This is a genomic window from Deltaproteobacteria bacterium (assembly GCA_016178705.1).
Taxonomy (GTDB): Bacteria; Desulfobacterota; Binatia; order HRBIN30; family JACQVA1; genus JACOST01.
On the sequence record JACOST010000004.1, the window covers coordinates 1 to 25,618 of the forward strand.

General features: G+C 63.7%; 27 protein-coding genes. 20 read left to right on the plus strand and 7 right to left on the minus strand.

What is annotated here, in order from left to right; translation table 11 throughout:
• The first annotated feature begins 151 nt into the window (after positions 1-151).
• The 7 genes from HYR72_01605 to HYR72_01635 all read left to right on the plus strand — a co-directional run bounded on the left by HYR72_01605 (position 152) and on the right by HYR72_01635 (position 10,018).
• Positions 152-1,021: a trypsin-like peptidase domain-containing protein gene (locus HYR72_01605; GenBank protein ID MBI1813652.1), complete on the plus strand. Its 870-nt coding sequence runs from the start codon at positions 152-154 to the stop codon at positions 1,019-1,021.
• A 108-nt stretch (positions 1,022-1,129) separates the two neighbouring features.
• Positions 1,130-2,275: a restriction endonuclease gene (locus HYR72_01610; GenBank protein ID MBI1813653.1), complete on the plus strand. Its 1,146-nt coding sequence runs from the start codon at positions 1,130-1,132 to the stop codon at positions 2,273-2,275.
• A gap of 86 nt (positions 2,276-2,361) precedes the next feature.
• Complete coding sequence (locus HYR72_01615; GenBank protein ID MBI1813654.1) at positions 2,362-3,345, plus strand: NAD(P)-dependent oxidoreductase; 984 nt, start codon at positions 2,362-2,364, stop codon at positions 3,343-3,345.
• Between the two features lie 135 nt (positions 3,346-3,480).
• Positions 3,481-5,043, plus strand: coding sequence for a glycosyltransferase family 39 protein (locus HYR72_01620; GenBank protein MBI1813655.1), 1,563 nt, complete (start codon positions 3,481-3,483; stop codon positions 5,041-5,043).
• A gap of 81 nt (positions 5,044-5,124) precedes the next feature.
• Positions 5,125-5,505, plus strand: coding sequence for a VOC family protein (locus tag HYR72_01625; protein ID MBI1813656.1), 381 nt, complete (start codon positions 5,125-5,127; stop codon positions 5,503-5,505).
• 123 nt (positions 5,506-5,628) lie between these two features.
• A complete protein-coding gene (locus HYR72_01630) occupies positions 5,629-6,678 on the plus strand; it encodes a phosphotransferase (GenBank protein MBI1813657.1) in 1,050 nt (349 codons plus the stop codon).
• Positions 6,679-7,333: 655 nt separating this feature from the next.
• Positions 7,334-10,018: an amidohydrolase family protein gene (locus HYR72_01635; protein MBI1813658.1), complete on the plus strand. Its 2,685-nt coding sequence runs from the start codon at positions 7,334-7,336 to the stop codon at positions 10,016-10,018.
• A 235-nt stretch (positions 10,019-10,253) separates the two neighbouring features.
• Here HYR72_01635 and HYR72_01640 read toward each other — a convergent pair whose 3' ends face one another.
• The gene (locus HYR72_01640; GenBank protein MBI1813659.1) at positions 10,254-11,450 is read right to left on the minus strand and encodes an MFS transporter; all 1,197 of its coding nucleotides are present in this window, start codon (positions 11,448-11,450) and stop codon (positions 10,254-10,256) included.
• On the opposite strand from HYR72_01640, the gene HYR72_01645 reads away from it, so the two are divergent.
• The 3 genes from HYR72_01645 (at position 11,388) to HYR72_01655 (ending at position 12,546) form a co-directional block, all read left to right on the plus strand.
• Complete coding sequence (locus HYR72_01645; GenBank protein MBI1813660.1) at positions 11,388-11,672, plus strand: phosphotransferase; 285 nt, start codon at positions 11,388-11,390, stop codon at positions 11,670-11,672. The genes HYR72_01640 and HYR72_01645 overlap by 63 nt on opposite strands.
• Positions 11,673-11,867: 195 nt before the next feature.
• Positions 11,868-12,053 (plus strand): hypothetical protein, encoded by a 186-nt coding sequence (locus tag HYR72_01650; protein ID MBI1813661.1) that lies wholly within the window; start codon positions 11,868-11,870, stop codon positions 12,051-12,053.
• 19 nt (positions 12,054-12,072) lie between these two features.
• Positions 12,073-12,546, plus strand: a complete 474-nt coding sequence (locus tag HYR72_01655) for a 4Fe-4S binding protein (GenBank protein MBI1813662.1) — start codon at positions 12,073-12,075, stop codon at positions 12,544-12,546.
• A gap of 62 nt (positions 12,547-12,608) precedes the next feature.
• On the opposite strand, the gene HYR72_01660 is transcribed toward HYR72_01655, so the two are convergent.
• From HYR72_01660 to hisI, 3 genes are read right to left on the minus strand one after another with little or no spacing between them, the layout of a single operon-like run.
• Positions 12,609-12,995: a peptidoglycan-binding protein gene (locus tag HYR72_01660; GenBank protein MBI1813663.1), complete on the minus strand. Its 387-nt coding sequence runs from the start codon at positions 12,993-12,995 to the stop codon at positions 12,609-12,611.
• Entirely contained in the window at positions 12,995-13,885 is an 891-nt protein-coding gene (locus HYR72_01665; GenBank protein ID MBI1813664.1) for an ATP phosphoribosyltransferase, read from the minus strand. The genes HYR72_01660 and HYR72_01665 overlap by 1 nt, the downstream gene beginning before the upstream one ends.
• Before the next feature lie 7 nt (positions 13,886-13,892).
• Positions 13,893-14,276 (minus strand): phosphoribosyl-AMP cyclohydrolase, encoded by a 384-nt coding sequence (gene hisI / locus HYR72_01670; GenBank protein ID MBI1813665.1) that lies wholly within the window; start codon positions 14,274-14,276, stop codon positions 13,893-13,895.
• A 160-nt stretch (positions 14,277-14,436) separates the two neighbouring features.
• On the opposite strand from hisI, the gene lpxD reads away from it, so the two are divergent.
• The 6 genes from lpxD to HYR72_01700 all read left to right on the plus strand — a co-directional run bounded on the left by lpxD (position 14,437) and on the right by HYR72_01700 (position 18,740).
• The gene (gene lpxD, locus HYR72_01675; protein MBI1813666.1) at positions 14,437-15,450 is read left to right on the plus strand and encodes a UDP-3-O-(3-hydroxymyristoyl)glucosamine N-acyltransferase; all 1,014 of its coding nucleotides are present in this window, start codon (positions 14,437-14,439) and stop codon (positions 15,448-15,450) included.
• 181 nt (positions 15,451-15,631) lie between these two features.
• Positions 15,632-16,159 (plus strand): DUF177 domain-containing protein, encoded by a 528-nt coding sequence (locus tag HYR72_01680; GenBank protein MBI1813667.1) that lies wholly within the window; start codon positions 15,632-15,634, stop codon positions 16,157-16,159.
• 56 nt (positions 16,160-16,215) lie between these two features.
• Positions 16,216-16,398: a 50S ribosomal protein L32 gene (rpmF, locus tag HYR72_01685; protein ID MBI1813668.1), complete on the plus strand. Its 183-nt coding sequence runs from the start codon at positions 16,216-16,218 to the stop codon at positions 16,396-16,398.
• 12 nt (positions 16,399-16,410) lie between these two features.
• On the plus strand, positions 16,411-17,157 hold the full coding sequence (gene fabG / locus HYR72_01690; GenBank protein MBI1813669.1) for a 3-oxoacyl-[acyl-carrier-protein] reductase: 747 nt from the start codon (positions 16,411-16,413) through the stop codon (positions 17,155-17,157).
• An 18-nt stretch (positions 17,158-17,175) separates the two neighbouring features.
• Positions 17,176-17,418 (plus strand): acyl carrier protein, encoded by a 243-nt coding sequence (gene acpP / locus HYR72_01695; GenBank protein MBI1813670.1) that lies wholly within the window; start codon positions 17,176-17,178, stop codon positions 17,416-17,418.
• A gap of 80 nt (positions 17,419-17,498) precedes the next feature.
• Complete coding sequence (locus HYR72_01700) at positions 17,499-18,740, plus strand: serine hydroxymethyltransferase (GenBank protein ID MBI1813671.1); 1,242 nt, start codon at positions 17,499-17,501, stop codon at positions 18,738-18,740.
• 60 nt (positions 18,741-18,800) lie between these two features.
• On the opposite strand, the gene HYR72_01705 is transcribed toward HYR72_01700, so the two are convergent.
• Together HYR72_01705 and nadB are read right to left on the minus strand one after the other, a co-directional pair.
• Positions 18,801-19,373 (minus strand): hypothetical protein, encoded by a 573-nt coding sequence (locus HYR72_01705; protein ID MBI1813672.1) that lies wholly within the window; start codon positions 19,371-19,373, stop codon positions 18,801-18,803.
• Between the two features lie 249 nt (positions 19,374-19,622).
• Positions 19,623-21,275, minus strand: coding sequence for an L-aspartate oxidase (nadB, locus tag HYR72_01710; GenBank protein ID MBI1813673.1), 1,653 nt, complete (start codon positions 21,273-21,275; stop codon positions 19,623-19,625).
• 138 nt (positions 21,276-21,413) lie between these two features.
• Between nadB and HYR72_01715 the strand changes: the two genes are divergently transcribed.
• The 4 genes from HYR72_01715 to HYR72_01730 all read left to right on the plus strand — a co-directional run bounded on the left by HYR72_01715 (position 21,414) and on the right by HYR72_01730 (position 24,756).
• A complete protein-coding gene (locus tag HYR72_01715; protein ID MBI1813674.1) occupies positions 21,414-22,001 on the plus strand; it encodes a lytic transglycosylase domain-containing protein in 588 nt (195 codons plus the stop codon).
• Between the two features lie 54 nt (positions 22,002-22,055).
• Complete coding sequence (gene pgsA / locus HYR72_01720; GenBank protein MBI1813675.1) at positions 22,056-22,625, plus strand: CDP-diacylglycerol--glycerol-3-phosphate 3-phosphatidyltransferase; 570 nt, start codon at positions 22,056-22,058, stop codon at positions 22,623-22,625.
• A gap of 66 nt (positions 22,626-22,691) precedes the next feature.
• Positions 22,692-22,988: a hypothetical protein gene (locus HYR72_01725; GenBank protein ID MBI1813676.1), complete on the plus strand. Its 297-nt coding sequence runs from the start codon at positions 22,692-22,694 to the stop codon at positions 22,986-22,988.
• Positions 22,989-23,055: 67 nt separating this feature from the next.
• Positions 23,056-24,756: a glycosyltransferase family 39 protein gene (locus HYR72_01730; protein MBI1813677.1), complete on the plus strand. Its 1,701-nt coding sequence runs from the start codon at positions 23,056-23,058 to the stop codon at positions 24,754-24,756.
• Here the strand turns inward: HYR72_01730 and rfbD are convergent.
• Positions 24,748-25,611 (minus strand): dTDP-4-dehydrorhamnose reductase, encoded by an 864-nt coding sequence (rfbD, locus tag HYR72_01735; GenBank protein MBI1813678.1) that lies wholly within the window; start codon positions 25,609-25,611, stop codon positions 24,748-24,750. The two genes, HYR72_01730 and rfbD, sit on opposite strands and share 9 nt — an antisense overlap.
• Positions 25,612-25,618 lie beyond the last annotated feature (7 nt).

Below are 25,618 nucleotides of genomic sequence, written 5' to 3' on the forward strand. Positions count from 1 at the left end.
ACCCGGACGATCCGCAGCCAAGCACGACGCCACGTCGGAAACAGACCGACCGACCACAGCGAATGATTCACCCAATCCACGATCAGCGCCTCCCGAGACGGAGGCCATGCGGCCAAATGGTTTTTCTACAAGCTCGTTAGGTGAACCAGAGATGGCAAGCAGTGCTGTGAAGCAAGAAATGTTTGAAGCCGTCAAGGAGCGCATCCGCGACTCCGTTGCAATCCTCGCAAGCGATCAGGGCACCAATCAGTTTAGCGGGACATTTGTCGAGTTTTCCGGCGATTTGTTTCTCGCCACCGCAAGTCATTGCCTGTCCGACATTCGCGATTGGGACACTCTTCGCCTCGCGACCGCGCAGGCTGGCCCACCCGGAATTGCCGCAAAGGGTTTCCATCGGGCGCTGGTCGAGCCGCGTTCCGCAGACGAGATCCCCCGCGAGGACGTCGCAGTAATTCGAGTACCTGGAGACATGGCTGCTCGGCTCAGAGTGACACCGGTCCCTTGGGCGGAATGCAGCAGCGCGGATTTGCGACCTGGCGCACTCGTGGCCATTCTTGGGTTCCCGTGGAGAATGGTTTCTGTATTGTCCGATTCGCCCGTCATCCTGAAACCGGGTCCCTTTCTCTACGTCGCGAACGTGTCCTCTCGGAAACCACACCCCGACCGTGACGCTCTCAAGACACCGGTTGACGAGACGGTGGACGTCTTCATCGGGTATGATCCGAAAGACATAGCCTCCTCGTCAGATGGTGCGCCGCTGCCGGAAGTCCCTCCGTGCGGCCTTAGTGGCGCTGGTGTCTTCGTGGTTCCTCGCTTGGAGGAGTCTTCCCTTTGGACTCTGGGAAACATGAAACTCGGAGCGATCCAGTCTTCGTTTGCGGGTGGCAGCAAGCTATTGCGCGCCAAAAGGATCGAACTTCTCGGAGCGCTCCTGCGAGCGCTGCATCGCGGCACGGGTGGGAGTTCACCTAACAACCCGATCGAGACCGACGCCAAAAGCGGGCGCGGCTCATCGGGATAGCGTTATGCCGCTTCTCGATGGAGGGAGCACCACCCCAATGGCACTGCGTAACAGCCCCACAAGGCGAGTGCGTCGTGGCGACGCCCTGACGAGCCTAAGGTGGGCGCGATGAGCAACTACGATGAGGTCGCCCGCGACGTTCTCTCCGCGTGCGAGCCGTTGCCTCGGACGGCAGCCGTTGCGTTCGCGTTGAGGTGTGCCCGTCGTGCGACAGTCCACAACCCATTTGACGATGGTGGTGTCGCAGAAAGAGCGCTGAGGCTTGCGTCACAAGCAGCGGCTTCAGGGACCCCGGCGCCGGAAGCGCTGGAAGTCGCCGAAGAGGCGAGATCCGTGTGGATGCGAGAGGCCGCAATTGGCGCCCCCGATGTAGCCTGCGGACCACTCGCCGCCGAGTTTGCCGCCCGAGCGGCAAGCGCCGCCAACGCTAGGGCGGCGCTCGAAGCCGCCGCTCAGGCTGCCGCAGCGAATTTCGAAGGCTGGCGCCTCACGGGGGTGTGGACGGTCCCGTTCAAAGGTAGGGCTGAAGTATTTCGACGCAGGATGCTGCAAGAGGCGGCTAACCTTAGGGATTCCGCGGCTCGTTGTCGGTGGCAGGACGGCACGCCGGTTCCCGAATCGTATTTTGCGTTGTTGTCGACTTTCGATCTCGGCGCACTTGGCGACGACCCTGACGACCAAGGAATCGTAGAGATCGCGCGCGTTCTCGATCGCAAACTCTTCAGTGAATTCCTCCGATCCCCCGCCCGCCTCTACGAACTGAAACCGCGCGAGTTCGAGGAGCTCGTTGCGGAACTAGTTCATTCATTCGGGCTACATCCCGTCCTGACGAAGCGGACGCGCGATGGAGGTGCGGATGTGCTCGCACTTGATAACACCGACGGGACTCTCAAATTCCTGATCGAATGCAAGCGATACGGTCCTAGGAGACGAGTCGGCGTCGGTGTTGTGAGGCAGCTGGCCGGTGTAGTTATTGGACACGCTGATCCCAGACTTCCGTTAGGGGGATGCCCGCGAGGGATACTAGCGACGACGGCATGGTTCTCTGCGCCTGCGGAACAGTTTCTCAGGGACACGAGATGGCTGGTTGAGGGGCGGGATTTCGACGGCATAGTGGCGTGGCTAGAGGAGTACCAAGGCCTCTGCTTGGCGAAGTTGCGCCGAACTAAGTCGAACGTCTGGGCTCCCTCCGGGATTCGTGATGCTCTGGGGCATAACTCCGGCATGCAGCCGACGGCCTTCGGCCGCGGCTGATGCAAAGCGTTGGGCCGCAGGACAGCGCAAGGGCAGGAAGCGTAATTGCCATGGTCCCCTGCGGTCGTCGAGGGAGTTGATGCACCATGAAAATCTTGGTCACGGGTAGCAGTGGGCATCTCGGCGAGGCCCTGGTTCGCACCATGCAGGGCACGACACACCAAGTCGTCGGCCTCGACCGAACGGCGTCGCCCTTCACTGGGAGCGTGGGGACGATCACCGACCGCGACTTCGTGCAGCAGTGCGTGCAGGGCGTGGACGCCGTCATTCACGCGGCGACCCTGCACAAGCCACACGTCGCCACCCACACCCGACAGGACTTCGTCGATATCAACATTACCGGCACGCTCAACCTTCTCGAGGAAGCGGTGTCGGCCGGCGTCTCGTCCTTCATCTTCACGAGTACGACCAGCGCGTTCGGGCGGGCGCTGACGCCGCCGCCGGGTGCGCCCGCGGCGTGGGTGACCGAGGACGTGCGACCCGTCCCCAAGAACATTTACGGCGTGACCAAGACGGCGGCCGAGGATTTGTGTGAGTTGTTTCACCGCCGCCACCGGCTCGCGTGCCTCGTCCTGCGGACGTCGCGGTTCTTCCCGGAGGTGGACGACGATCCGACGGTCCGTAGGGTTTACGACGACGACAACGTCAAGGCGAACGAGTATCTCTACCGGCGAGTGGACCTCCAAGATGTCGTTGACGCTCATGTGCTCGCCATCGAGAAGGCCCCATCGATCGGCTTCGGGCGATACATCATCAGCGCGACAACGCCCTTCCAGCCCGACGACCTAGCCGACTTGCGTTTGAACGCCTCACAGGTGGTAGAACGGCGGGTCCCGGAGTACGCAGAGGAGTACGCTCGTCGCGGTTGGAAGATGTTCCCCGGCATCGAGCGGGTGTACGTGAATGAGCGTGCGCGGCGGGAACTGGGTTGGCAGCCCCGGTATGACTTCCGGCGAATCATCGATTGCCTGAGAACAGGGGACGCCCCCCGGAGTCCGCTGGCGCATGCGGTCGGGTCGAAGGGGTATCATGATCGTGAGTTTGCGGACGGCCCGTATCCCGTGTCGTAAGGGCCTGATCAGTCTGGAAAACGGACCGTGAACGCGACCCGTCGCCGCCCAACATCAAAGCAATGCAGCCGACGCAAAAGACGCGCGGCTCGTCGTTAAACCGTTCGGCCCGCAGTTGCGATGCGCCATAAGGGCATGACGTTGTCCATCGAAGGATCTGCGAACTGCCTTGCTCTGCCGCCACCTGCTTGGCGGCTGCTGCTCAGCCTGGCCGTACTCAAGCTCGCGCTCCACGTCGCGTCGACTGTGATGATCGGTTACGGCTACAGTGCCGACGAGCTCTATTTTCTTGACTGCTCGAACCGACTCGCCTGGGGGTACGTCGATCACCCGCCGTTCTCGATCGCGGCGCTCGGTGCGGTGCGTGCGGTTCTCGGCGATTCGCTGCTCGCGCTGCGGTTCACGGCAGCGCTGGCGGGCGCGACGGCCATCGTACTCGCCGGGCTGATGAGCCGAGAGTTGGGCGGCGGTCGCGCCGCCCAAGGGCTTGCAGGGTTGGCAGTCCTCGTCTCGCCGGTCGTGCTGTTCACCACCGGCTACTACTCCATGAACGCCATCGACCTCGCCGTTTGGACGCTGGCCGCCTATCTGCTGCTCCGGCTCCTCAACGGCGCCGACCCGCGGCTGTGGCTAGCGCTCGGTGTCGTCCTCGGTGTCGGCTTGCTCAATAAGTGGAGCGTGATCTGGCTCGGCATGGGCGTGGCGGTCGGTCTTATCCTCACCCCGCAACGGCGCTGGCTGCTTACGCCGTGGCCCTGGCTGTGTGGGTTGGTCGCGGCGCTGGTATCGATGCCGAACCTCCTTTGGCAAGCGCAGCACCACTGGCCGACGTTGGAGTTCATGCGCACCGGGATGGGTGACGTGATGGCCCAGAAGCCGCCGCTCGCCTTCATGCGCGAGCAGATCCGCGCCATGCATCCGGTGCTGGCGCTGCTCAGCGGCGCCGGACTCGTACAGTACTTCGGCAGCCCCGCCGGGCGGCCGTATTGCCTCTTGGCCTGGATCTGGATCACGGTCTTCCTGCTGCTCATGAGCAGCGGTGCGGCGCGGCCGTACTACTTGGCGCCGGCGTACCCCATCGTCTTTGCCGCGGGTGCCCTCGCCGTCGAGCGCCTGGCACGGCGGCGCAGGTGGAGATGGTTGCCCGCCGCGACGGCGGCCCTCATCGTCGTCGCCGGGGCGTTCTCGGCACCGTTCGCTCTCCCGGTGTTGCGACCCGAGCGCTTCCTGGCCTACGAGCGCACGCTCGGTATGTCGCGCCTGCAGACGGAGTTCGACGAAGGGGCGATGCCGCCGCAGTTCGGCTTCCAGTTTGGCTGGTACGAGTTGACTGACGCGGTCGCGCAGGCGTACGCACGGCTCTCACCAGATGAGCAGATGCGGGCCGGCATCCTGACCGAGACCTTTGGAGAAGCAGGTGCGATCAACTTTTTCGGATCTCACACCGGACTGCCGCACGCCATCGGCACGCACAATAACTACTGGCTGTGGGGGCCCGAGCCGTACTCCGGCGAGGTGATGCTCGCCGTCTCCAGCTCCGCGGATCGATTGAGTGAATGGTTCGGCGTCGTCACACCCGTGCAAGCGATCGACTGTGAATACTGCATGCCAGTGGTGCGCAGGAAGACCGTCTACGTTTGCCGCGCGCCGCGCCGGCCGCTGCGGGAGATCTGGCCGCAGCTCAAGAACTACAGCTAGAATGATCGGAACGAGTACATCAGTGCGGCCAGCAGGTCCGCCGCAGCCGAATTGTAGTTGGGCTGCGCGAGGCACCGAGCAGTGAGACTCGAGATCACCATAGACGTTGACGACGTAGATCGCGCAGTCGAGTTCTACTGCCGAGGCCTTGGCCTTGCCTTGGTCGAGCGCCACCCCGACTGGGCCCGGGTGAAGCTGAAGGAACAGACCTTTTGGATCATGAAGCTCCCGGCGGGAACCGCCGGCCTCATCACTCGTGACTATCGCCGTCATTGGACGCCCGTTCATCTCGACTTGATCGTGGACAACATCGACCAGGCGGTTGAGCGCGTGCTCGCTGCAGGTGGCCGTCTGGATGGGGAGATCAGGCGCAACGAACTTGAACCAATCGGCCGCCATGACGTGGCGAATCTCTCTGATCCAGCGGGGAACGGAGTTGACCTTGTTCAGCGGCACAAGTAGTCCGGTGGCGCCGCCCAAGCCGCTCGAGCGGACCGGCCACGAAGCTCGGTTGTCGCACGCGTCGGAGCGCGCCGGCCGCTCAGCGGCAATCCGTTAGCCGACTACAGATTGGAGCCGGCGCTGATGCGCGACAGTCCTGATTCTGCACCCATCGAACGCCTCTTGTCGGTGCTCAACACAATCGTTCGTCGCGATGACCTCGCATATGCCGAGGCGCCCCAGCGATTGTCGGGCGGGTACTCGGCTGACCTCTTTGCATTTCGCCTCGCCAACCCGCCTGACGGACTCGACGGCGCGCTTGTCGTTCGCCTCATGCACGACGACAGCGCCGCAGTGCGTGAGGCGGTCATTCAGCGAGCGGTGGCCGACCTCGGCTTTCCGGCACCCCGCGTGCGCATGAGTGGTGACTCGGCCGCCGGACTTGGCCGGCCGTTCGTGGTCATGGACCGCGCGCGTGGCCTCTACCCCGTGACCGTCTCTGGGCCTCGCAGCGCGTGGCGGGCGTTCCAGCGCATCCCTTTTGTGCTCGCCGACACGATGGCGGCATTGCACGCTCTGGATGCGCGCGTTGTCCTCGATCAGCTCACAGCTTCCGGCTGTGCCGCAGCACCGCTTGGAGCCGATGCGGTGCTACGGGAAATTGAGTCCCAGGTTCCCAATCTCTCCGGCGGCATGACCGGCCTCAACTGGCTGCTCAAACACAGACCAGCTCCACCCGCTCGGCCGGTTGTCTGTCACGGCGACCTCCACGCCTTCAACCTCCTTGCCGTAGAAAGCGAGATCACCGCCGTGCTCGACTGGGAGCTCGCCACCGTTGCCGATAACGAGTTCGACGTGGCGCGCACCGCCGTGTTGCTCAGCTTCGTGCCGGGCCAGATGTCCGCGGCAGTGCGACCAGTGGTCCAAGCTCTCGGACGGCGTGCGGCTCGGATATTCGGAGCTGCCTATGCGCGCTTCCACCACATCGATGACGTGTCGCTTCACTGGCATGAAGCATTACACTGCCTGCGCTTGATAGCAGTCGTCGCCAAGAATCGAGTTGACGCTGTGGGCAACCCCGTCGCCAGATTGTGGGAGCCTCTTGTGCCTGGCCTCGCGCGGCGCTTTGAGCGAATCACCGGCGTGTCCGTGAAGCTGCAGCTACGGAGCATCGCAGCTCACCTAGGAGGGTAGGCCGCGCAGTTATCGCACCAACTCCCCCCGCAGCTGATCGAGGTGATTTCTCGGTCCCTTCTGAAGGGTTCTGAGCAGTCTGCCCACTGTTCGAGCCGAGCGGCGGGCAAAAGCCGCTGCCAGCCAGGGACGGACACGTTCTCGATGAAGGTGGTGGGCGTCAGTCATCCCCGCGACGGGTAGCGGCAGCCAAAGAGATGGTAGCCGAGGGCATCCAGCTCATCGAACTGTGCGGAGGCTTCAGTCCCGTATGGGCTGGGAAGATCATCGAGGCGATCGAGTAGCCGTTCCGGTTGGCGTGGTCTCGTATGGCCCTGAGTCCATCGATGGAATGCACCGCCTGTTTTCGAAATGAGAAGCGCGTGATGATGCGAAGGACCCTCGCAGCTCAAGCCAATGAACGAACACTCCAGTCGTCCGTCATGCCCGCAATCTTCTAGCGGGCATCCAGGGGCGTGTGGCGGACCGGATGGATTCCCGCTCAAAAAACTGCGGGAATGACGACACGCGTTGGTTCATGGGCACTCCAAGCCGGCATCTTCACCAGTGCGGTGATGGCGAAGTCCTCGCGGCGATTGCTCGGGGTCCGTGGGCGGGGCTTGCGACAGCGCTGCCGGAATGATTGGAGCACTCTCCACCACAAAAGAGGATGGAAATGACAATCAGACCGATCCTGATCCTAGCGGTTGTGGCAAGCGTGGCAGTTGCCACAGGGTGCAGCGCAACTAAACGCGGCCCGTCTGCAGACACGATCTACACGGGTGGCGACATCATCACCATCAACGACGCCCAGCCTACAGTGGAGGCGGTTGCGGTGAAGGACGGCAAGATTCTCTCCATCGGTGCGCGCAGCCAGATTGACAGCGCGCACAAAGGAGCGACCACGACCGTCGTCGACCTTGCCGGCAAGACCTTGCTGCCTGGCTTCCTCGACCCTCACAGCCACTACTTCAGCGCGCTCTCCGTGGCCAATCAGGTCAACGTCTTCGCGCCGCCGGCCGGACCCGGCAAGGACATTCCCAGCATCGTTGCCGAGATCAAGAAATTCCGCGACGAGCAGAAGGTCCACAAGGGCGAGTTGATTCAAGCCTACGGCTACGATGACAACGCGATGCCGAACGGGGTTGGGCTGACTCGCGATGATCTCGATCTCGACTTCGCGGACAATCCCGTGCTGGTGGGGCATGTGTCGATGCACGGTGCCGTCCTGAACTCGGCGGCGATGAAGCAGTACGGGATTTCCGCAAAGACCAAGACCCCGCCGGGCGGAATCATTCTTCGCAAAGCGGGTTCCAACGAACCGGCGGGCTTGCTGATGGAGACGGCCTTCCTGCCGATCTTTGCTTCACTGCCCAAGCCGAACGCCGAGCAGGAAGTCGCGTGGAGTCGTGCCGGCCAGATGCTCTACGCCGCAGCCGGCATCACTACCGCGCAAGAGGGCGCCACGCACGCGTCGGAGCTTGCGCTGATGCAGCGCGCCGCCGCCGCGGGTGCCAACAGCATCGATGTGGTGGCCTACCCGTTCGTCACCGACTTCGATGCGGTGATCGAGAAGAACCCGGTCAACACGTGGGGCAAGTACGTCAACCGCGTGAAGCTCGGCGGCGCCAAGATCACCCTCGACGGTTCGATCCAGGGCAAGACCGCCTGCTTCACCACGCCGTACCTGACCGGCGGCCCGGGTGGTGAGAAGAACTGGAAAGGCGAGCCCGGATTCCCCGAGGACTACGTGAAGGCCTTCGTCAAGAAGGTCTACGACTTCGGTCTGCCTCTGAACGCTCACGCCAATGGCGATGCCGCGATCGACATGCTCTTGCGGGCGCACGAGTACGCCGCGGCCGGTGATCTCTCCAAGCAGCGCCACGTCACCGTCATCCACTCGCAAATGGTCCGGCCCGACCAGTTGGACAAGTACGTCGCCTACAAGATGACGCCGTCGTTCTTCACCGAACACGCGTACTACTTCGCCGATACGCACCTCCTGAACCGCGGCAAGGAGCAGACGTTCTTCCTCAGCCCGATGCGGGCCGCCATCGACAAGGGACTGCGGCCCACCAATCACACCGACTTCGTCGTTACGCCGCTCGATCAGATGCTCGTGATCTGGACGGCAGTCAATCGGATCTCGCGAAACGGCGTGGTCATCGGGCCGGATCAGCGGATCACGCCGATGGAAGCGTTGAAGGCGATCACCATCAACGTGGCGAACCAATACGGTGAGGAACAGTCCAAAGGTTCGCTGGAGCCCGGCAAGCTCGCCGATCTCGTGATTCTCGACAAGAATCCGCTGACGGTAGATCCCATGACGATCAAGGACATCAAGGTCGTCGAGACGATCAAGGAAGGAAAGACGATCTACAAGGCCAAGCGAGCATCATTACCTGCGCGGAGGGTTGAAGATTCGATGAAGATATTCATCGCTGGCGGTACAGGTGCTATCGGGCGCGTACTCATGCCATTGCTCGCGAGCGCAGGGCACAAGGTCGTAGCGCTTACCCGCTCCGCCGATCGCGCGTCGCAGCTCGAACGGATGGGCGCCGTAGCGGTCGTCGGCGACGTGTACGACCCGGTGCGTCTCGCTGCATTGGTCGTCGAGGCCGAACCGGAGGTCGTCATCCACCAGCTCACCGCGTTTGGAGCCAAGGACGCCGATCCGTTGGCGGAAACTATCCGGGTGCGCACCGAAGGCACGCGCAATCTTGTTTCCGCCGCGCACGCCGCTGGCGCGCGACGATTCATCGCGCAGAGCATTTCGTTCATTTGTTCACCGGGCGGCAGCGGACTTACCGACGAGGATACCCCGCTGTATCTCGATGCACCTCCGGCAATCCGACCCTTGGCTGAGGCCATCGCATCGCTTGAGCGTCAAACGCTCGAAGCGAACGGAATGGCCGCTATTGTCCTCCGCTACGGATGGTTCTACGGCCCCGGAACCAACTACGATCCCGAAGCGGCGATTCCGCGCGCCATTCGCATGGGCAAGATGCCGATAGTTGGCGCGGGCGCCGGAACCTATTCGTTCATCAACCTGCATGACGCCGCCGCAGCAACGGTGAAGGCGCTGACGCATGATGGGCAAGGCATCTACAACATCGTGGATGACTCGCCAGCGCGATTGAGTGAGTGGCTGCCGTTCGCCGCCAAGCTCCTCGACGCGCCCGCGCCCACTCACATGGACGAGGCTCTCGCTCGGCAGAAGCTCGGCGACATGCTGGTGTACATCATGAATGAACAACGCGGCGCATCGAATGCCAAAGCCAAGCGCGAACTCCAGTGGGAGCCGCGTATCCGCTCGTGGCGTGAAGGATTCAGCAGTATCTATGCAGCATCTCGCTGTTAGGCTACCCGACAAGCCGCTCACCGAACGACGCGCAGAAAAGAACGCGCGCTCTTGATGTTCGTGATCTGGACGGCAGTCAATCGGATCTCCCGAGACGGTGTGGTCATCGGATCGGATCAGCGGATCACGCCGATGGAAGCGTTGAAGGCGATCAGCATCAACGTGGCGAACCAATACGGCTAGGAACAGTCCAAGGGTTCGCGAATTGGGGTTGGCGCGATCACCGTCGACGATGTCATCGCTCGGCGCGCGATCGAACGACCAGCGCGCCGGCGCACGCAATGAGTGCGCAGGAGCCCATCATAGCGACCGCGATGCTGGTCGCCTGGGCGAGGATGCCGAGCGCGATTCCGAGAGAGATCTCGCCGAAGTACTCGGCCTGGGCGAGGAAGGATTGCACCGTCGCGCGCACGTCGCTGGTGGCGCGCCGGTTGACCCAGATCACGCTGACGCAACGGGTCACGGTCAACGAGATGCCGCTCACGAGCAGCACGCCCGCCATTGCGGTGATGTCGTCGGGCGCCACGGCGAGCACGATCAGGCCGAGCGCACCGATGATGCACGCCGCCGAATACACGCGCCGGCCGACGCCCACGCCGTCGATGCGCGCCTCGACGATACGGAGCGCGAGCGCGCCGACCGCCAAGGTGACGAGACCGAGGGCGGTGAGCCACACGATCGGAGCGGGTCTTTCGGGGAAGCCGAGCTCGACGAGCCGCTTGGGGAACAACCGACCGAACGCTTCCGCGGCACCGTTCACGAGGATCGTCGCGGCGAAGACGAGCAGGATCTCGTGATCGCGGCGCGCGAGGTCGACCCCACGGCGGAAGATCGACACCGACTTCCGCCAACGGTGTTCGCGGGTTGGGGTGAAGTGGTGTTCGGTGAACCGCGCCACGACGAACAACCCCAGCGCTAGCATTGCGAGACCGGAGACCACGATCGACGTGGCGAGGTTGGTTGCCCAGGCCAGCGCGCCGAACCCGACTAGGCCGGTGGCCGCTCCAACCTGCTCCCAGCGAGCACTCGCCGTCAACACTGCGGCCGTGCGCTCGGGTCGGTCGAGCTCATCCGTAAGCCACGCGACGTCGGCACCGCTTGAGAACGTCCAAGCCAGCCCCCACAACATCTGCGTCGCCACGAGTGCGGGGAAAGTCGTGACGAGCCCGGTGACCAGCATGCCGGTACCCATCACGAGATGCGCGATCACGATCGACCACTTGCGGCTGATCGTGTCGGCCATGACCCCGGTTGGGATCTCGAACGCCAGCGCAGTGAGGCCCTGCGCGGTGCCGATGAACACGAGCTGGAACGGGGATAGGTTGGCGTCGACGACGAGGTAGAGACTGGTGACGAGCCACCAGCCGCGGTGGAAGATTGCCCGCATGAACGTCCACCGAACGAAGGTGGCGGCGACGTCGCGATCGGGCATCGGAGTACGCTACATCACGGCGACTTGGTCGCAAACCACGCGTACGTCGAGAACGGTCGCCTCACTGGGATCATCGACTGGGGAAACGCGATGGTGACCAATCGGCGCTACGAACTTGGCAAGCTCTACTTCGACACGTTCTTTGCGACAAGGCGCTGTTGTGGGTGTTCCCACCGCCAGTCGTGCAAGCGACGCTACAACAGCGCCGCAGGAGTAAACTGAACCTGAGTGAGCGCTCCAACCGAACGTCATGCTGAGCCGGAGGCGAAGCCTCTCTCTGCACGGTCGGCTCAAGAGAGAGAGATCCTTCACTTCGTTCAGGATGACTGGGGGTCGTTGCCATTCGCCGTACCCACGGACCCGCGTTGACAAGCTTGGGACCCGTTGGTACCGTTCGCGAACGGAGCGGAAATCAGCATGCACGAGCAATCGGCCATCAGCCTATTTTTGGAAATCGCGTTGGCGCCGGACAACATTCCGATCGTCGGCATGATGTTCTTGGTCATGTTCTTCACCTTCATTGGCTTCCGCGAGGCACGCAAAAACGACGAGCTGATCGATCAAGGCCGCGAAGACGAGATCCTCCGCAAGATGCAGGACTAGAGGCGAGGAGTAGCTTCGCATGCCGTTTACGATCATTGCTGAGGACTGCACCGGCTGCACCGCCTGCGAGCAGCGGTGTCCCACGAAGGCCATCAGCGGCGCGCCGCGCATGGTCTATTTCATCGAGCCTGCGCTGTGCATCGATTGCGGCGCGTGCGGCGTCATCTGCCCCGACGACGCGATTCTCGACACCTACGGTAACGTCACCCACGTGCTGAAGAAGCACGAGCGCCCGATTGCCATCGTCCACCCCGACAACTGCAACGGCTGCGGCGTGTGTATCGATGTGTGTCCGTTCGACTGCATCTACCCGTCACCCAACAACGGCCCCGAGTACCTCGGCAACGTCGAGGTGAACGAGAGTAGCTGCGTCGGGTGCAAGCTGTGCGAAGAGGTGTGCGGCTGGGAAGGCATCTACATCATGCCGGCCGGCGAGAAGGGTTCGTTCCTGGAAGGGCTCGGCCCCGAAGCCGAAGAGGCGAACGCGGGCTGAGATAGTTGTTGCGCGTGACGATGAACGGGGAGCGGACACGCTCCCCTTTTTTTTTTGCCCGACTATCCGTCTGCGTTGGTGACCGCTTTTGCGGGCGCGACCGGTTTCGCGTGCGCGGCGGCTTCCTGCAGGTGCTTCTTGGTGTCGTCCGTCAGCAGTCCGTTGGCCTTCAGCCCCTGGGTTCGCTGAAACGCCTCGATCGCATTGACGGTGACCGAATCGATCTTGCCGTCGGCGTCGCCTTGATACTCGTTGAGCCGAGCGAGCTGCTCTTGCACCGCCTTGATGTCCGCAGCACTTGCCTTCTGCTCCAGCGCAATCGACTCGACATCGGGGATCGATGCCTTGATCTTCACCGCTGCGTCGCGCCCGCGCGCTTCGACATCCTGTTTGCTGCAACCGCTGCACGCCACGAGAAGGACCAACACTGCTAAAAATCGACACGCCATCAGATCACCTTGTTGAGCGGATATTCGATGATGCCCACAGCCCCATGCTTGATCAGCTTCGGAATCAACTCGCGCACCACCGGCTCGCTGATCACGCTCTCGACGGCGTACCACTCGATCCCGTGCAACTGCCCGGTCTGAAACAGCGGCGACACCGTCGGGGCGGTCAGACTGGGGATCATCGCGATGACGTCCTGGAGGTTGGCCTTCGGCACGTTCATCTTGATGCCGACCTTGTCTTCCGCCGCCAGCGCGCCTTGCAGCAGCAGGCTGAGTTGCTCGATCTTTTCGCGCTTCCACGGATCGGCGAGGGCGGCGCGATTGGCGATGACTTGCGGGTTGGATTCGAACAGTTCGCACACCACACGCAGCGCGTTGGCGCGCAACGTCGAGCCGGTTTCGGTGACCTCGACGATGGCATCGACCAGTCCGTCAGCCGCCTTGGCTTCGGTGGCGCCCCACGAGAACTCCACTTCGACGGGAATGTTCTGCTCGGCGAAGTAGCGCTTGGTGTAGTTGACCAACTCGGTCGCGATGCGTTTACCCTTGAGGTCTTTGGCGCTCCGCACCGGCGACTGCTCCGGCACCACCAGCACCCAACGGGTCGGGCGGAAGCTCGCCTTGGAGTATACCAGGTCGCAGATCACTTCGACCTTCGAGTTGTTTTCGAGAATCCAATCCTTGCCGGTGATGCCCACGTCGAACGTGCCATCCTCGACGTAGCGAGACATCTCCTGCGCGCGCACCAACGAGCAGCGGATCTGGTCGTCGTCGATGCGCGGGAAGTAGCTACGGTCGCTGATGCTGATCTTCCACCCGGCCTTGCGGAACAACTCGATGGTCGTCCCTTCGAGACTACCCTTGGGCACACCTAACTTCAGGAGACTCATGCTTCGATCAACCGGCTTTTCCCGGGTACATCTCGGCCGGATCGCGCAAGCGCTCGGCGGTAACGCGCCAACCGGTCGGTTCGACTAGGCGAAAGAAGCAGTTGCGGTACCCTTCGTGACATGCTGGGCCGCGCTGGCGCACCTTCAGCAACACGGCGTCCGCATCGCAATCGACGCGCACTTCGACGACTTCCTGGGTGTTGCCGGAACTCTCACCTTTCACCCACAAACTCTGGCGCGACGTGCTGTAGTAGCACGCGGTCTTGGTGGCCAACGTGCGCTCCCACGCCTCGCGGTTCATGTAGGCGAGCATGAGCACTTCGCCGTTGTCGGCGTCCTGCGTGATCACGGTCAGCAAGCCACCGCGCTTGTCAAAATCCGGTTGCGGCATTCGTCACTCCGGCGGCGGTCGTAACACAGCATTATCGGCCACGCAACGAACTCGCGGCGCCCAGCTTGCCACGAACGACGAAGCGATTCGCGCGATTTGCGCGATTTGCGCGGTTTGGGCGGCCTCGCTAAGGTCCGCGCGCAAAGTGGAGGTGTGCGCAATGAAACTCGTGGAGATCGCGCAACGAATCGGCTGTGAGCTGCGCGGCGACGGCGCGGTAGAGATCACCGGCACCGCCCCGATCGAAAACGCCGGCCCGGGCCAACTCACCTTCCTCGCGCACCCACGCTACGGGCAATTTCTCACCACGACCCGAGCGTCGGCCATCATTCTCGCGACCAGTGCTGACGAGGTGGCAATCCCGTCCCTCCGCGCCGCCGATCCGTACCTCGCGTTCGCCAAGGCGTTGGGCCTGTTCTATCAACCACCGCACTTCATCCCTGGCGTTCACCCAACCGCCGTCGTGGCGACCAACGCGACGATCGGCGCTAACGCCGCGATCGGACCGTACGTCGTCATCGGCGAACGCACCACGATTGCCGCCGGCGCTCAAATCGCCGCCCATGTCGTGATCGCGGAAGACGTCATCATCGGACGGAACTTTACCGCCCATTCGTTCGTCAGCGTGCGCGAGCGGGTCCACATCGGCGACGGCGTTACGCTGCAGAGCGGCGCCAAGATCGGCGGCGATGGGTTCGGCTACACTGCTGACGAACACGGGCAGATCATGAAGATCCCACAGACCGGTCGGGTGGTGATCGAGGACGAGGTCGAGATCGGGGCCAACGCGACCATCGATCGCGCCGCCGTCGGCGACACCATCATTCGCCGCGCCGCCAAGATCGACAACCTCGTGATGATTGCGCACGGCTGCGACGTCGGATCGGGCGCGATGCTCGCCGCGCAGGTCGGCATCTCGGGCAGCACCAGAGTGGGGCGGTTCGTACGGATGGGCGGACAGGCCGGCAGTGCCGGCCACCTCACCATTGGCGATGGAGCGCAGATCGCGGCCCAAAGTGGTGTCCCGAACGATGTGGCCGCCGGGGTTACGGTCGGCGGCTATCCGGCGGTCGAGATGCAGGTGTGGCGGCGCATTTCGGCCGCCCTGCCCCGTCTGCCGGAGCTGTTCCGTCGCGTCCGCCGGCTCGAGCGCACCGCCGCGGAGAAAGGGTGACTGAGCCCCGCGCGAGTACCGCCAGGGAATAAATTCCCTGGCTGAATCGAAACCAAGTCCACTGAAGTGGACTCCCCAAGGCTGTCGGCTTGAGCTTTCCTGCACATCGCACATTCACCCGCCTTGACCTTGGCGGGTCCGTTCGGTACCTTTCCCGCGCTTTTCCACCTGGGATACCCGTGTGAAATTTCACGTTCGCGATATCGAGGCCGCGGCCAAGGAGCGGCGCTTTGACGAGCCGACCCAGGAGCTCGCCCGCTTGCTGGCGGAGCCTGTGCAAGATTTCCGCCTGCCGGCGCTGCTGCCGGTCACCGTGTCATGCTATCGCGCCGGCGACGACCTTTTCTTCGGAGGTCGCGTCGATGGCGACATCATCGGCCGTTGCTCGCGTTGCCTTGAAGAGTATACGTTCCCGCTCGCGCTCGATTTTTCTTTCGTCTACACGCCGCACCGTGAACTCGGCGAGGGACGCGAATTGGAAGCCGACGACACCGATCTGAGTTACTACGAAGGCGACGAGATCGACCTCTCGCCGCTGCTGCACGAACAGATCATGCTCGCGTTGCCGACCCGACCGCTGTGCCGCGAAGAATGCGCCGGCCTGTGCCCGCAGTGCGGCGTCAACCGCAACCTGACACCGTGTGACTGCCACGAGGAACGCGGCGATCCTCGATTGGCCGTATTGCGTACACTGAAAGTTCATCCCTAAGCGTCCAAATCCGGCGGGCAGCCCTCGCTGCCATCAATCAGAAGGAGTTCACACCCATGGCAGTTCCGAAACGGAAGACCTCTCACTCAAAGAAAAACCAGCGGCGCGCACACGACGCGTTGACGGCGCCAGCGCTGTCGACCTGCCCGGACTGCGGCGAACCGACCTTGCGCCATCGCGCCTGCTCGCGTTGCGGCTCGTATCGCGGCCGCAAGGTCATCGAGGGCAGCGCGGAGTGAGTGCGTTTGCCCGTGAGCCCGCTCGCCGATCAGGTTGCGTTGGTCACCGGGGGCTCGCGCGGCATTGGCCGCGCGATCGCACAGCGCTTAGCCGCCCAGGGCGCGCGCGTAGTCATCACCTACGTGAGCAATCAGGCAGCCGCCGATGAGTGTGTGCGTGCCATCAAGGAGGCAGCGGGCGACGCCGAGGCCGTGCAGTTCGATGTCGCCGATGGTGAGGCGACCGGCACCGCAGTCACCGAGTTGGTCGAACGCTGCGGGCGGCTCGATGTGCTCATCAACAACGCCGGCATCACCATCGACACGCTGATTCTGCGCATGAAGGCAGACGACTGGGACCGCGTGCTGGCGGTGAATCTCCGCGGCGCGTTCAACTGCACCAAGGCCGCTGCCCGCACAATGGTGCGCGCGCGCTACGGGCGCATCGTCAACATCACCTCGGTGATCGCCGAGATGGGCAATGCGGGTCAAGGCGCCTATGCGGCGGCGAAGGCCGGGCTGATCGGCTTCACCAAGTCGATGGCGCGCGAGTTGGCCGCCCGCAACATCACCGTCAACGCCGTTTCGCCCGGATTCATTGAAACGGAAATGGTGCAGCGCTTGCCCGAGACGGTGCGGGCGGAGTATCTCAAGGCCATCCCGGCGGGCCGACTCGGCACGGCGGAAGAAGTGGCCGCGGCGGTCGCGTTTCTCGTTCAGCCGGAAGCCGGCTATATCACCGGCCAAGTGGTGGGCGTGAACGGCGGCCTCTACATGTGAGCAAGGAGGGAGAGCGGTATGGCGTCAGCGGTTGAGGACAAGGTGAAGGCCATTATAGCGGAGCAACTCGGTGTCGGCCCGGAAGAGGTCACGCCGGACGCGTCCTTCATCGAAGATTTGGGTGCCGATTCGCTCGACATCGTCGAGTTGGTGATGGCGCTCGAAGAAGAATACGACCTCGAAATCACCGACGAGCAGGCGGAAAAGATCCGCACGGTGCACGACGTCGTCAAGTTCATCGAGGACAACAAAAAACCCTGAGCCACGTATCCGGGCGCACCGCATCGCCCCGGAGATCAGGTTCAACACGAGACGACGGGCACCGCCGTGAGTAGTCAGCGATGAGTAGCGCATTGCAGCAGACCGATCCGGAAATCTTCGACGTCATCCGGCGCGAGACCGAGCGCCAGCAGCACAACCTCGAGCTGATCGCGTCGGAGAACGTCGTCAGCCGCGCCGTGCTTGAAGCGCAGGGATCGATCCTCACCAACAAGTACGCCGAAGGCTATCCGGGCAAGCGCTACTACGGCGGCTGCGAGTTCGTCGACGTGGCCGAGCAACTAGCCATCGATCGCGCCAAGCAGTTGTTCGGCGCCGACCATGTCAATGTGCAGCCGCACTCGGGCTCGCAGGCCAACATGGCGGTGTACTTCTCCCAGCTCAGTCCGGGCGACACGATCTTGGCGATGGACCTCAGCCACGGCGGTCACCTGACTCACGGTAACCCGGCGAACTTCTCGGGCAAGTTCTTCAAGGTGATTCCGTACGGCGTGCGCCGCGAGGACGAGCGGCTCGACTACGAGGCGATGCGCGCGCTGGCGCGTCAACACCGGCCCAAGATGATCGTCGTCGGCTACAGCGCCTACCCGCGCGCGATCGACTTCGTGCCCTTCCGCGCCGCCGCCGACGAAGTCGGTGCCGTCATCATGGCCGACATCGCTCACTTCGCCGGCTTGGTCGCGGCCGGCATTCACGCCTCACCCGTACCTCATTGCGAGTTCGTCACCACCACCACGCACAAAACCCTGCGCGGCCCGCGCGGCGGCATGATCATGTGCCGCGAAGCATTTGCGAAGAGCCTGAACTCATCCGTATTCCCGGGCAATCAAGGCGGACCGCTGATGCACGTGATCGCCGCGAAGGCGGTCGCGTTCCAAGAAGCCCTCAGCCCTGGCTTCAAGGCCTATCAGCAACAGATCGTCAGCAACGCCAAGGCGCTCGCGGCCGGACTGATGCGCAACGGGTTCAAGCTAGTGTCCGGCGGTACCGACAATCACCTCATGCTGCTCGATCTACGCGCCAGCGAACTCACCGGCAAGATCGCGCAAGAGACACTCGATCAGGCGCACATCACGGTCAACAAGAACACAGTCCCGTTCGAAACCCGATCCCCGTTCGTCACCAGCGGCGTTCGCATCGGCACGCCGGCAGTGACCACCCGTGGGATGAAGGAACCAGAGATGCAAACGATCGCCGACCTCATCGCCCGCGCGCTGCAAAGCGTCGGCGATGAATCGGCGCTCAAGCGCGTCGCCGACGACGTCATCGCGTTGTGCGCAAAGTTTCCGATCGGGATCGGTTAACGGATCGCGCTTGAGCCGCCGGCGGCACGGCGCGGCTGGTGGGGCGTCGGCTCGAAGCGGTTAGACCGCACCTGGGGTAACAACGCCATCCCTCACGACACAGTAATGAATCGACAGGCCGTGGTATTGTGAAAGCACGCGAAGGGTCGGCACGAAGGCTCGATGCGGTTCCCCATCTAAGGCGATAAACAACTGGATCTGCTCGGGTGCGATGCCAGTGCCGGCATACATCGCTGCCCATGCAGTCGGGCCAGGCGAAAGCCCGCCGGTAAGGGCCTTTGGAGAGATCTTTGTCGTGCTTCGTGAGCGCTCTGGATGCTGCTCAGCGTACCACCGCAGGAAGGCTAAGCCCGCACTACCAAGCATCAGGGCGCCGGCGTAGTACATCAGCAACTGCCCCACCACCTTAGCCGCGGCATCTTGTGCCGCAGTCGCCTTCGCCTCAACAAGGACAAGGCGCGTCTGACCAGCTATGGGTAGGAGGATGAGGTCAACCAACCCACACGGTTCCGCGACGCGACAGCGCCGAATCGCAAGGGCCCCAGGGTATCCGATGGCCTCGGGGCTTGCCATGATTGCGTTCTCGATCGCCGCTTCGCGAGACACCACTGGAGCCACGTCGCTGCTAGCCATGCCTGCTCCTCGCCATGTTGGTGCTGTCAACTTTGGATTCGGCGCATCCTTGGATTCGGCGCATCCAATGACATCCCGTACCCCCGCGCCAGACAGCCGCTGCGATTGAGCACCGGCGTGGGATATTCAAGGCCGGAAGGACCGCTGCCAGCCGCGCTCTCGATCCGCATTCGGATGCTTTCGCGTCACAGCGGCGCCTGCGGCTCGCCGGCAGCCCGGTCCCGCGATCTCCATTCCCGCTTCCTTCGTTCACGCCGACGCGCGGCGGCGGTAGAGCGATGCCAGGAATTCCTGATCGGGCGCGAATTGCTCACCGCGCGTGACGATCGTATCGCGCTGCCGGTGCGTGTCGTCGTGCTCCGGGTAGTCGATCGTGTAGTGCAGGCCGCGGCTCTCTTTGCGCGTGATGGCGGCGATGATGATCAGTTCGGCAACCAGCGCAATGTTGCGCAGCTCGATCAGGTCGGCGGTGACCTTGAAGTCCCAGTAGTATTGCCGGATCTCTTCCTGCAACAGCGTGATGCGCTTGAGGGCGCGCGCCAGGCGGCGATTCGAACGCACGATGCCGACGTAGTTCCACATCAGCCGGCGGATCTCGTCCCAGTTCTGGGTGACGACGACCGACTCGTCGCTGTCGGTCGCGGCGCCCGGATTCCACGCCGGACGGTCCGGTGGGGTCGCGCGATCAACGGCAATCAAGGCGACCGCGTGGCGCGCGGATCGGTGACCGAACACCATGGCTTCGAGCAGCGAATTCGACGCCAGCCGATTGGCGCCGTGCAGCCCGGTCATTGCCACTTCGCCGGCGGCGTACAGCCGGCGCACGGTGGTGACTCCGTCCGCATCGGTGAGCACGCCACCGCAGCAGTAGTGCGCGGCCGGCACTACCGGAATCGGGTCCCTGGTGATGTCGATGCCGAACTCGAGACAGCGCGCGTGAATGGTCGGAAACCGTTCGCGCACGAAGGCGGCACCCTTGTGCGTGATGTCGAGATAGACGTGCTCGAAGCCGTACACCTTCATCTCGCTGTCGATGGCCCGCGCAACGATGTCGCGCGGCGCCAGCTCGGCGCGCGCGTCGTAACGTTTCATGAACTCGACGCCGTCAGGTCTTCGAAGCACCGCCCCTTCGCCGCGCAACGCCTCGCTGATCAAGAACGACTTCGCCGCCGGGTGAAACAGACACGTCGGGTGGAACTGGATGAACTCCATGTTGGCGATCGGCACGCCGGCGCGATACGCCAACGCGACGCCGTCGCCGGTCGCGATGTCCGGGTTGGTGGTGTAGAGGTACACTTTCCCTGCCCCACCGGTCGCTAGCACCGTGGCGCGCGCGCGCAACGTTTTGATTTCAGCGGTACGCTTGTCGAGCGCGTAGACGCCCCAGCACGACGGCGTGCCGATCGACGGATCGGACTTGGCATCAATGAGCAGATCGATGGCAATATGATCTTCGAGCACGGTGATCGCCGGCGTGCGCCGCACCGCCTCGACCAACGCGCGCATGATCTCTTGGCCGGTCGCATCAGAGGCGTGCAGCACGCGACGACGCGAGTGGCCGCCTTCGCGCCCGAGGTCGTACTCGTCCTCCTTGCCCGGGCGCAGCGAAAAATGGATGCCGCGCGCGATGAGGTCGCGGATGCGGTCGGGGCCTTCGCAGACGACGATCTCGACGATGTCGCGATGACACAAGCCAGCCCCTGCGACCATGGTGTCCTCGATATGCTCGTCGAACGAATCCTCGGGACTCCACACCGAGGCGATCCCACCTTGCGCATGCGTGGTGTTGCTCTCCGGCATGCCGGTCTTGGTGAGCACCAAGACCGACCCGTGCGCCGCTGCTTCGAGAGCGAAAGTCAGCCCCGCCAATCCACCGCCGATGACGAGAAAGTCCGCGTCCATCGCCCCTTCTGTGCTCTCCTATCCGCCCTGCCGAAGCCGCGAGATGTCGCCTCGCATATCACACGGTGTACACGGCCAAGGCAAGCCGAGAAAGAAATCGGTTGACCACACCGGTAAAACTTCGTAGCCTTCGACACAATGCGGAGGGGCATACTACTCATTGTCGCTGTTTGCCTGTGCGCCACCGCCGCGCGCGCCGATATCTATATGTATCGCGACCGCGCCGGGGTGTTGCACTTCAGCAACGCACCCTCCGAGCCGGCGTACCGGCCCTTCGTGCCCGACTTCAGCGGCTGGGTGCGCCGGATGGGGCCGATCGTCGACCGCGAGCGTTACCAGCGCTACGACCAGATCATCCGTGACGCCGCCCATCGCAATGGGGTCGATACCGCGCTGGTGAAGGCCGTGATCCGCGCCGAATCCGACTTCGTCCCGCAAGCGCTCTCTCCCAAAGGGGCGCAGGGGCTGATGCAACTGATGCCGTCGACGGCGCACCGGCACAACGTGTGGCGAGTCTGGGAGCCGCGGCAGAACGTCGAAGGCGGCGTGCGCCATCTGCGCATGCTGCTCGATCGCTACAGCGGCAACATTCGGCTTGCGGTCGCCGCCTACAATGCCGGCGAGAAGGCGGTCGACAACTACGGCGGCGTGCCACCGTATCCGGAGACGGTCGAATACCTCGCCCGCGTGCTGCGCTTCCGCGATCACTACCTGCGCGCGCAGTAGTTCCCCCCTGGCCGCGCTCTAGCCTCACGCCTGCAGTCATGGTAGCCGACGCGAATGGCGCGGTTGCCGAATCTTCTGTCGCTGTTTCGCATCGCGCTGATTCCTGTGCTGGTGTGGCTGCTCACCGATACCGGACGCGGGGCCGCGCTGTTGGCCGCGCTGGTTTTCTTTCTCGCCTGTTTGAGTGATTTCTTCGACGGCTGGCTCGCCCGCCGGCACGGCATCATAACCACGCTCGGCAAGTTTCTCGATCCGCTCGCCGACAAACTGATCGTGATGGCCGCGCTGGTGATGCTGGCGTGCCTCGACCGCCAGCCACGCGTACCGGCGTGGATGGTCGTTCTGATCGTCGGGCGCGAACTGGCAGTCACCGGACTACGCGCCATCGCCTCGGGTGAGGGCGTCGTTCTCGGCGCCGAAGAGCTCGGCAAGTACAAGATGATCTATCAGATGTTCGCGCTCTGCGGGTTGTTGCTCCACTACCGATTTCTCGGCGTCGATTTCCACGGCGGCGGAATGTATTTCCTGTGGATCTCGTTGGTGATCAGCCTGTGGTCGGGCATCGCCTATCATGTGACCGTCGCTCGTGCCGTGCTGCAATCGCGCCCGCCGGCGGGAGCGTGAAACGCCGGATGTTTCCCTTGCAAAACCGACTGCCGACAGCAATAGATCAACGTACAAGGAGTATCTGTGCAACACGAGACCACCATTTCGAACCCAGGCATCGATCTTGCGGACAACACCAGCATACCTCCGCGGCCATTGTGGCGGCGCGCGTGGGATGGTTGGATGCGCTTCGCGCACGTCCTCGGCGTCATCAACACCCGCATCATCATGTTCATTTTCTTCTTCATCCTCGTCCTGCCGGTCGGATTGGTGCTGCAGATGCTGCGCGACCCGTTGCACATCAAGCATCCGCCAGACACCAACTGGGTGCCGCACCCGCATGACGCCCACGGTCTCGACGGCGCCCACCAACAGTTCTGAGAGTCGTCTGAGCATCCTCGGCTTGCTGGGCTTGCCCGGCTGCGTTGGCCTCTGCTAGGCGCAGCCGATGCGCTGGTGGGAATGGACGATACTGCTGAGCCTGCTCGTGCTAGGGGCGGCCGTACGGTTTGACCAGCTCGGCAAGGTCGGACTCTCCCTCAACGAAATTCGCGACGCGCTCATCGCGGAGCAACCGCTGACTCAACTGCCGGCGGCTGTCGCGCAACAAACCGGCACCACACCGCTGCCGGCGATTCTCACACACATCGCGCAGCACCGCTGGGGACGTACGGAAACCACGGCGCGTGCATCGGCGGCTCTGTTCGGCAGTGCGACGATCCTCGCCGTCGGCCTCGCGGGCAGCGTTTTGTTCGGCGCCCCGGCACTGGTTGGCGCGGCACTACTCGCGCTGGCGCCCGCGCACATCGCCGCATCGCGCGAAGTGCAAGCGGCGGCACTCGCCGGCCTGCTGGTCGTCGGACTCGTCACCTGCGCGTGGCGAGTTCTGCAGCAACCAACCTGGCGGAAGACGCTGGCCTTCGCGGCCATCAGTACCGCAGCCTTCTACAGTCACTACGGCGCCGTACCGGTACTGGCGGCGATACTCGTGGTCGCAACAGTGGCGGCCGCGTTCCAGCGAGATATTCGCCCAGCCACCGGGCGCCTGTTCGCCGCCTCACTAGCAGCGCTCTTCGCCTTCGCTCCGTGGCTGTGGCTCGATGCCCAAGCCGGTCGCGGCTCGGTGATGTACGTTCCACACATCACCACCGACACCTTCACCGGTCTCGTGCGCGCCTTCACGGTGGACGACCGCCCAGTGTCACCGGCGTGGGTGATTGCCGTGGCGTGCGCCGCCGCCGCGGGCGTCGCGCGGGGGGTATTCGAAGCGCGCCTGGCTTCGAGCCTCGTCACGATGAGCGTAGTCGCTACTGTTGCGACCACGCTGGCGGTGACCTATCAGCTCCCCCACCCGTTCGATCCTCACCAAGTCCTACTGCTGTTGCCGCTCTACCTGTTGCTCGCGGCGCGCGGGTTCGAGTGGCCGTTGCAGTTGATCCGACCACCCGCACGACCATACCTACGAGCCGCCGTCGCACTGGCGATCATCGTGCCGAATCTGCTCGTGCTCCGCGGGCCGGCGGCGACGCCGCTACCCGACTGGCGCACAGTCGCTGCCGTGGTCGGCAACAACGCATGGTCGGACGACGCGGTCGCAGCGCCGGGCGCGCGTGAGGCGTTGCTCTTCTACGCGCCGGGCCTGCTGCGCCAAGTGCTACCCGAAGCGCCCGCGGGACGTCTCGCGAGCGCCTTGGAGCACGGTGTGCGCGGATGGTTGGTGGCGCCGCTCAGCGTGCAGCTCGGGGGCGCCTGGCCCGAGCTGACGGGCTGGATCAATAGCGGCAACGTCATTGATCTCAGTGTCGGCGACGATCCGCTAATCTTATACGGCGGCGATACGAGTCGCGCGATGCTCCTCCGCGAGATCGCCGGGTTCGACCTGCCAACCGCGGCCCTCGCGCGCGGCCGCTGGCTGCGCGACTTGCTCCAGCAGACCGGGCCGGTTCCCGCCGTCTTCCGTCTCGTCGACCAACTCGCCGCGGCCGAACCCGGCATATCGCTCCGCAACCCCGAGTTGCTGAACATTGTTTCGCTGCTCGTGCACAGCGGACACCGCGAGCAGGCACGGGGACTCGCCGCCCGGATCGCCGAAGCGGAACCGGATTGGTTAGAAGCGCAGCAGGCGCTGGTCGCGGTGCAATCAGACTGACGACGGGCGGCCGCGCAGATAACACGCCAGTGCGTCCTGCCAAGGCGGCAAGTCATCGAGACCCAGCGCCGCCAGGCGATCATGACGAAGCACCGAGTAGGCCGGCCGCCGCGCCGCCGCGCCAAACGCGGCAGACGTCGTCGGCGACAGGTCAGCGACAATGCCGGCGAGCCGAAACGCCGCGGCGGCAAACTCGAACCATGAGCACGCCCCGGCGTCGGTGATGTGATACAGACCGAACGCTGTGGTTTCGAGCAACTGCAACACCTTCGGCGCGAGATCGGCCGTCGCGGTCGGGGTCAGCACCTGATCGTGGACCACGCGAATTGGCTTGCCTGCACGCCCCAGGCGCAGCATGGTCTCGACGAAATTGCCGCCTTTGCCGCTGCTGCCGGCGTGACCGTACAGTCCACACGTACGAATGACGAAGTGACGCGGACAGGCTTGTCGCACGAGATGCTCGCCCGCCAGTTTCGAGGCTCCGTACACGCTCAGCGGTTCCGCTGCGTCGGCCTCGCTGCGCGGTGAGGCGACGTCACCGGCGAACACGTAGTCGGTGCTGAAGTGGATCAACGTTGCGTCGTGCGCAGCGCACCAGCGCGCCAACTGCAAGACGCCGAACGCGTTGACCGCGAAGGCGGCTTCGACTTCTTGTTCGCAGTCATCGACGCGGTGAAAGGCGGCGGTGTTGATGACCACGTCCGGGCGCTCGCGATCGAGTCGCGCGCGCACCGCCTCGTGATCGCGCAGTTCGCAATCCGCGTGGGTGAGCGGGATCGGCGTATGGTGGGTGCTCAGCAGCGGCAGCAAGTCGCTGGCGAGCTGGCCATTGGCTCCGACCACCGCAACGCGCATCGCCTGA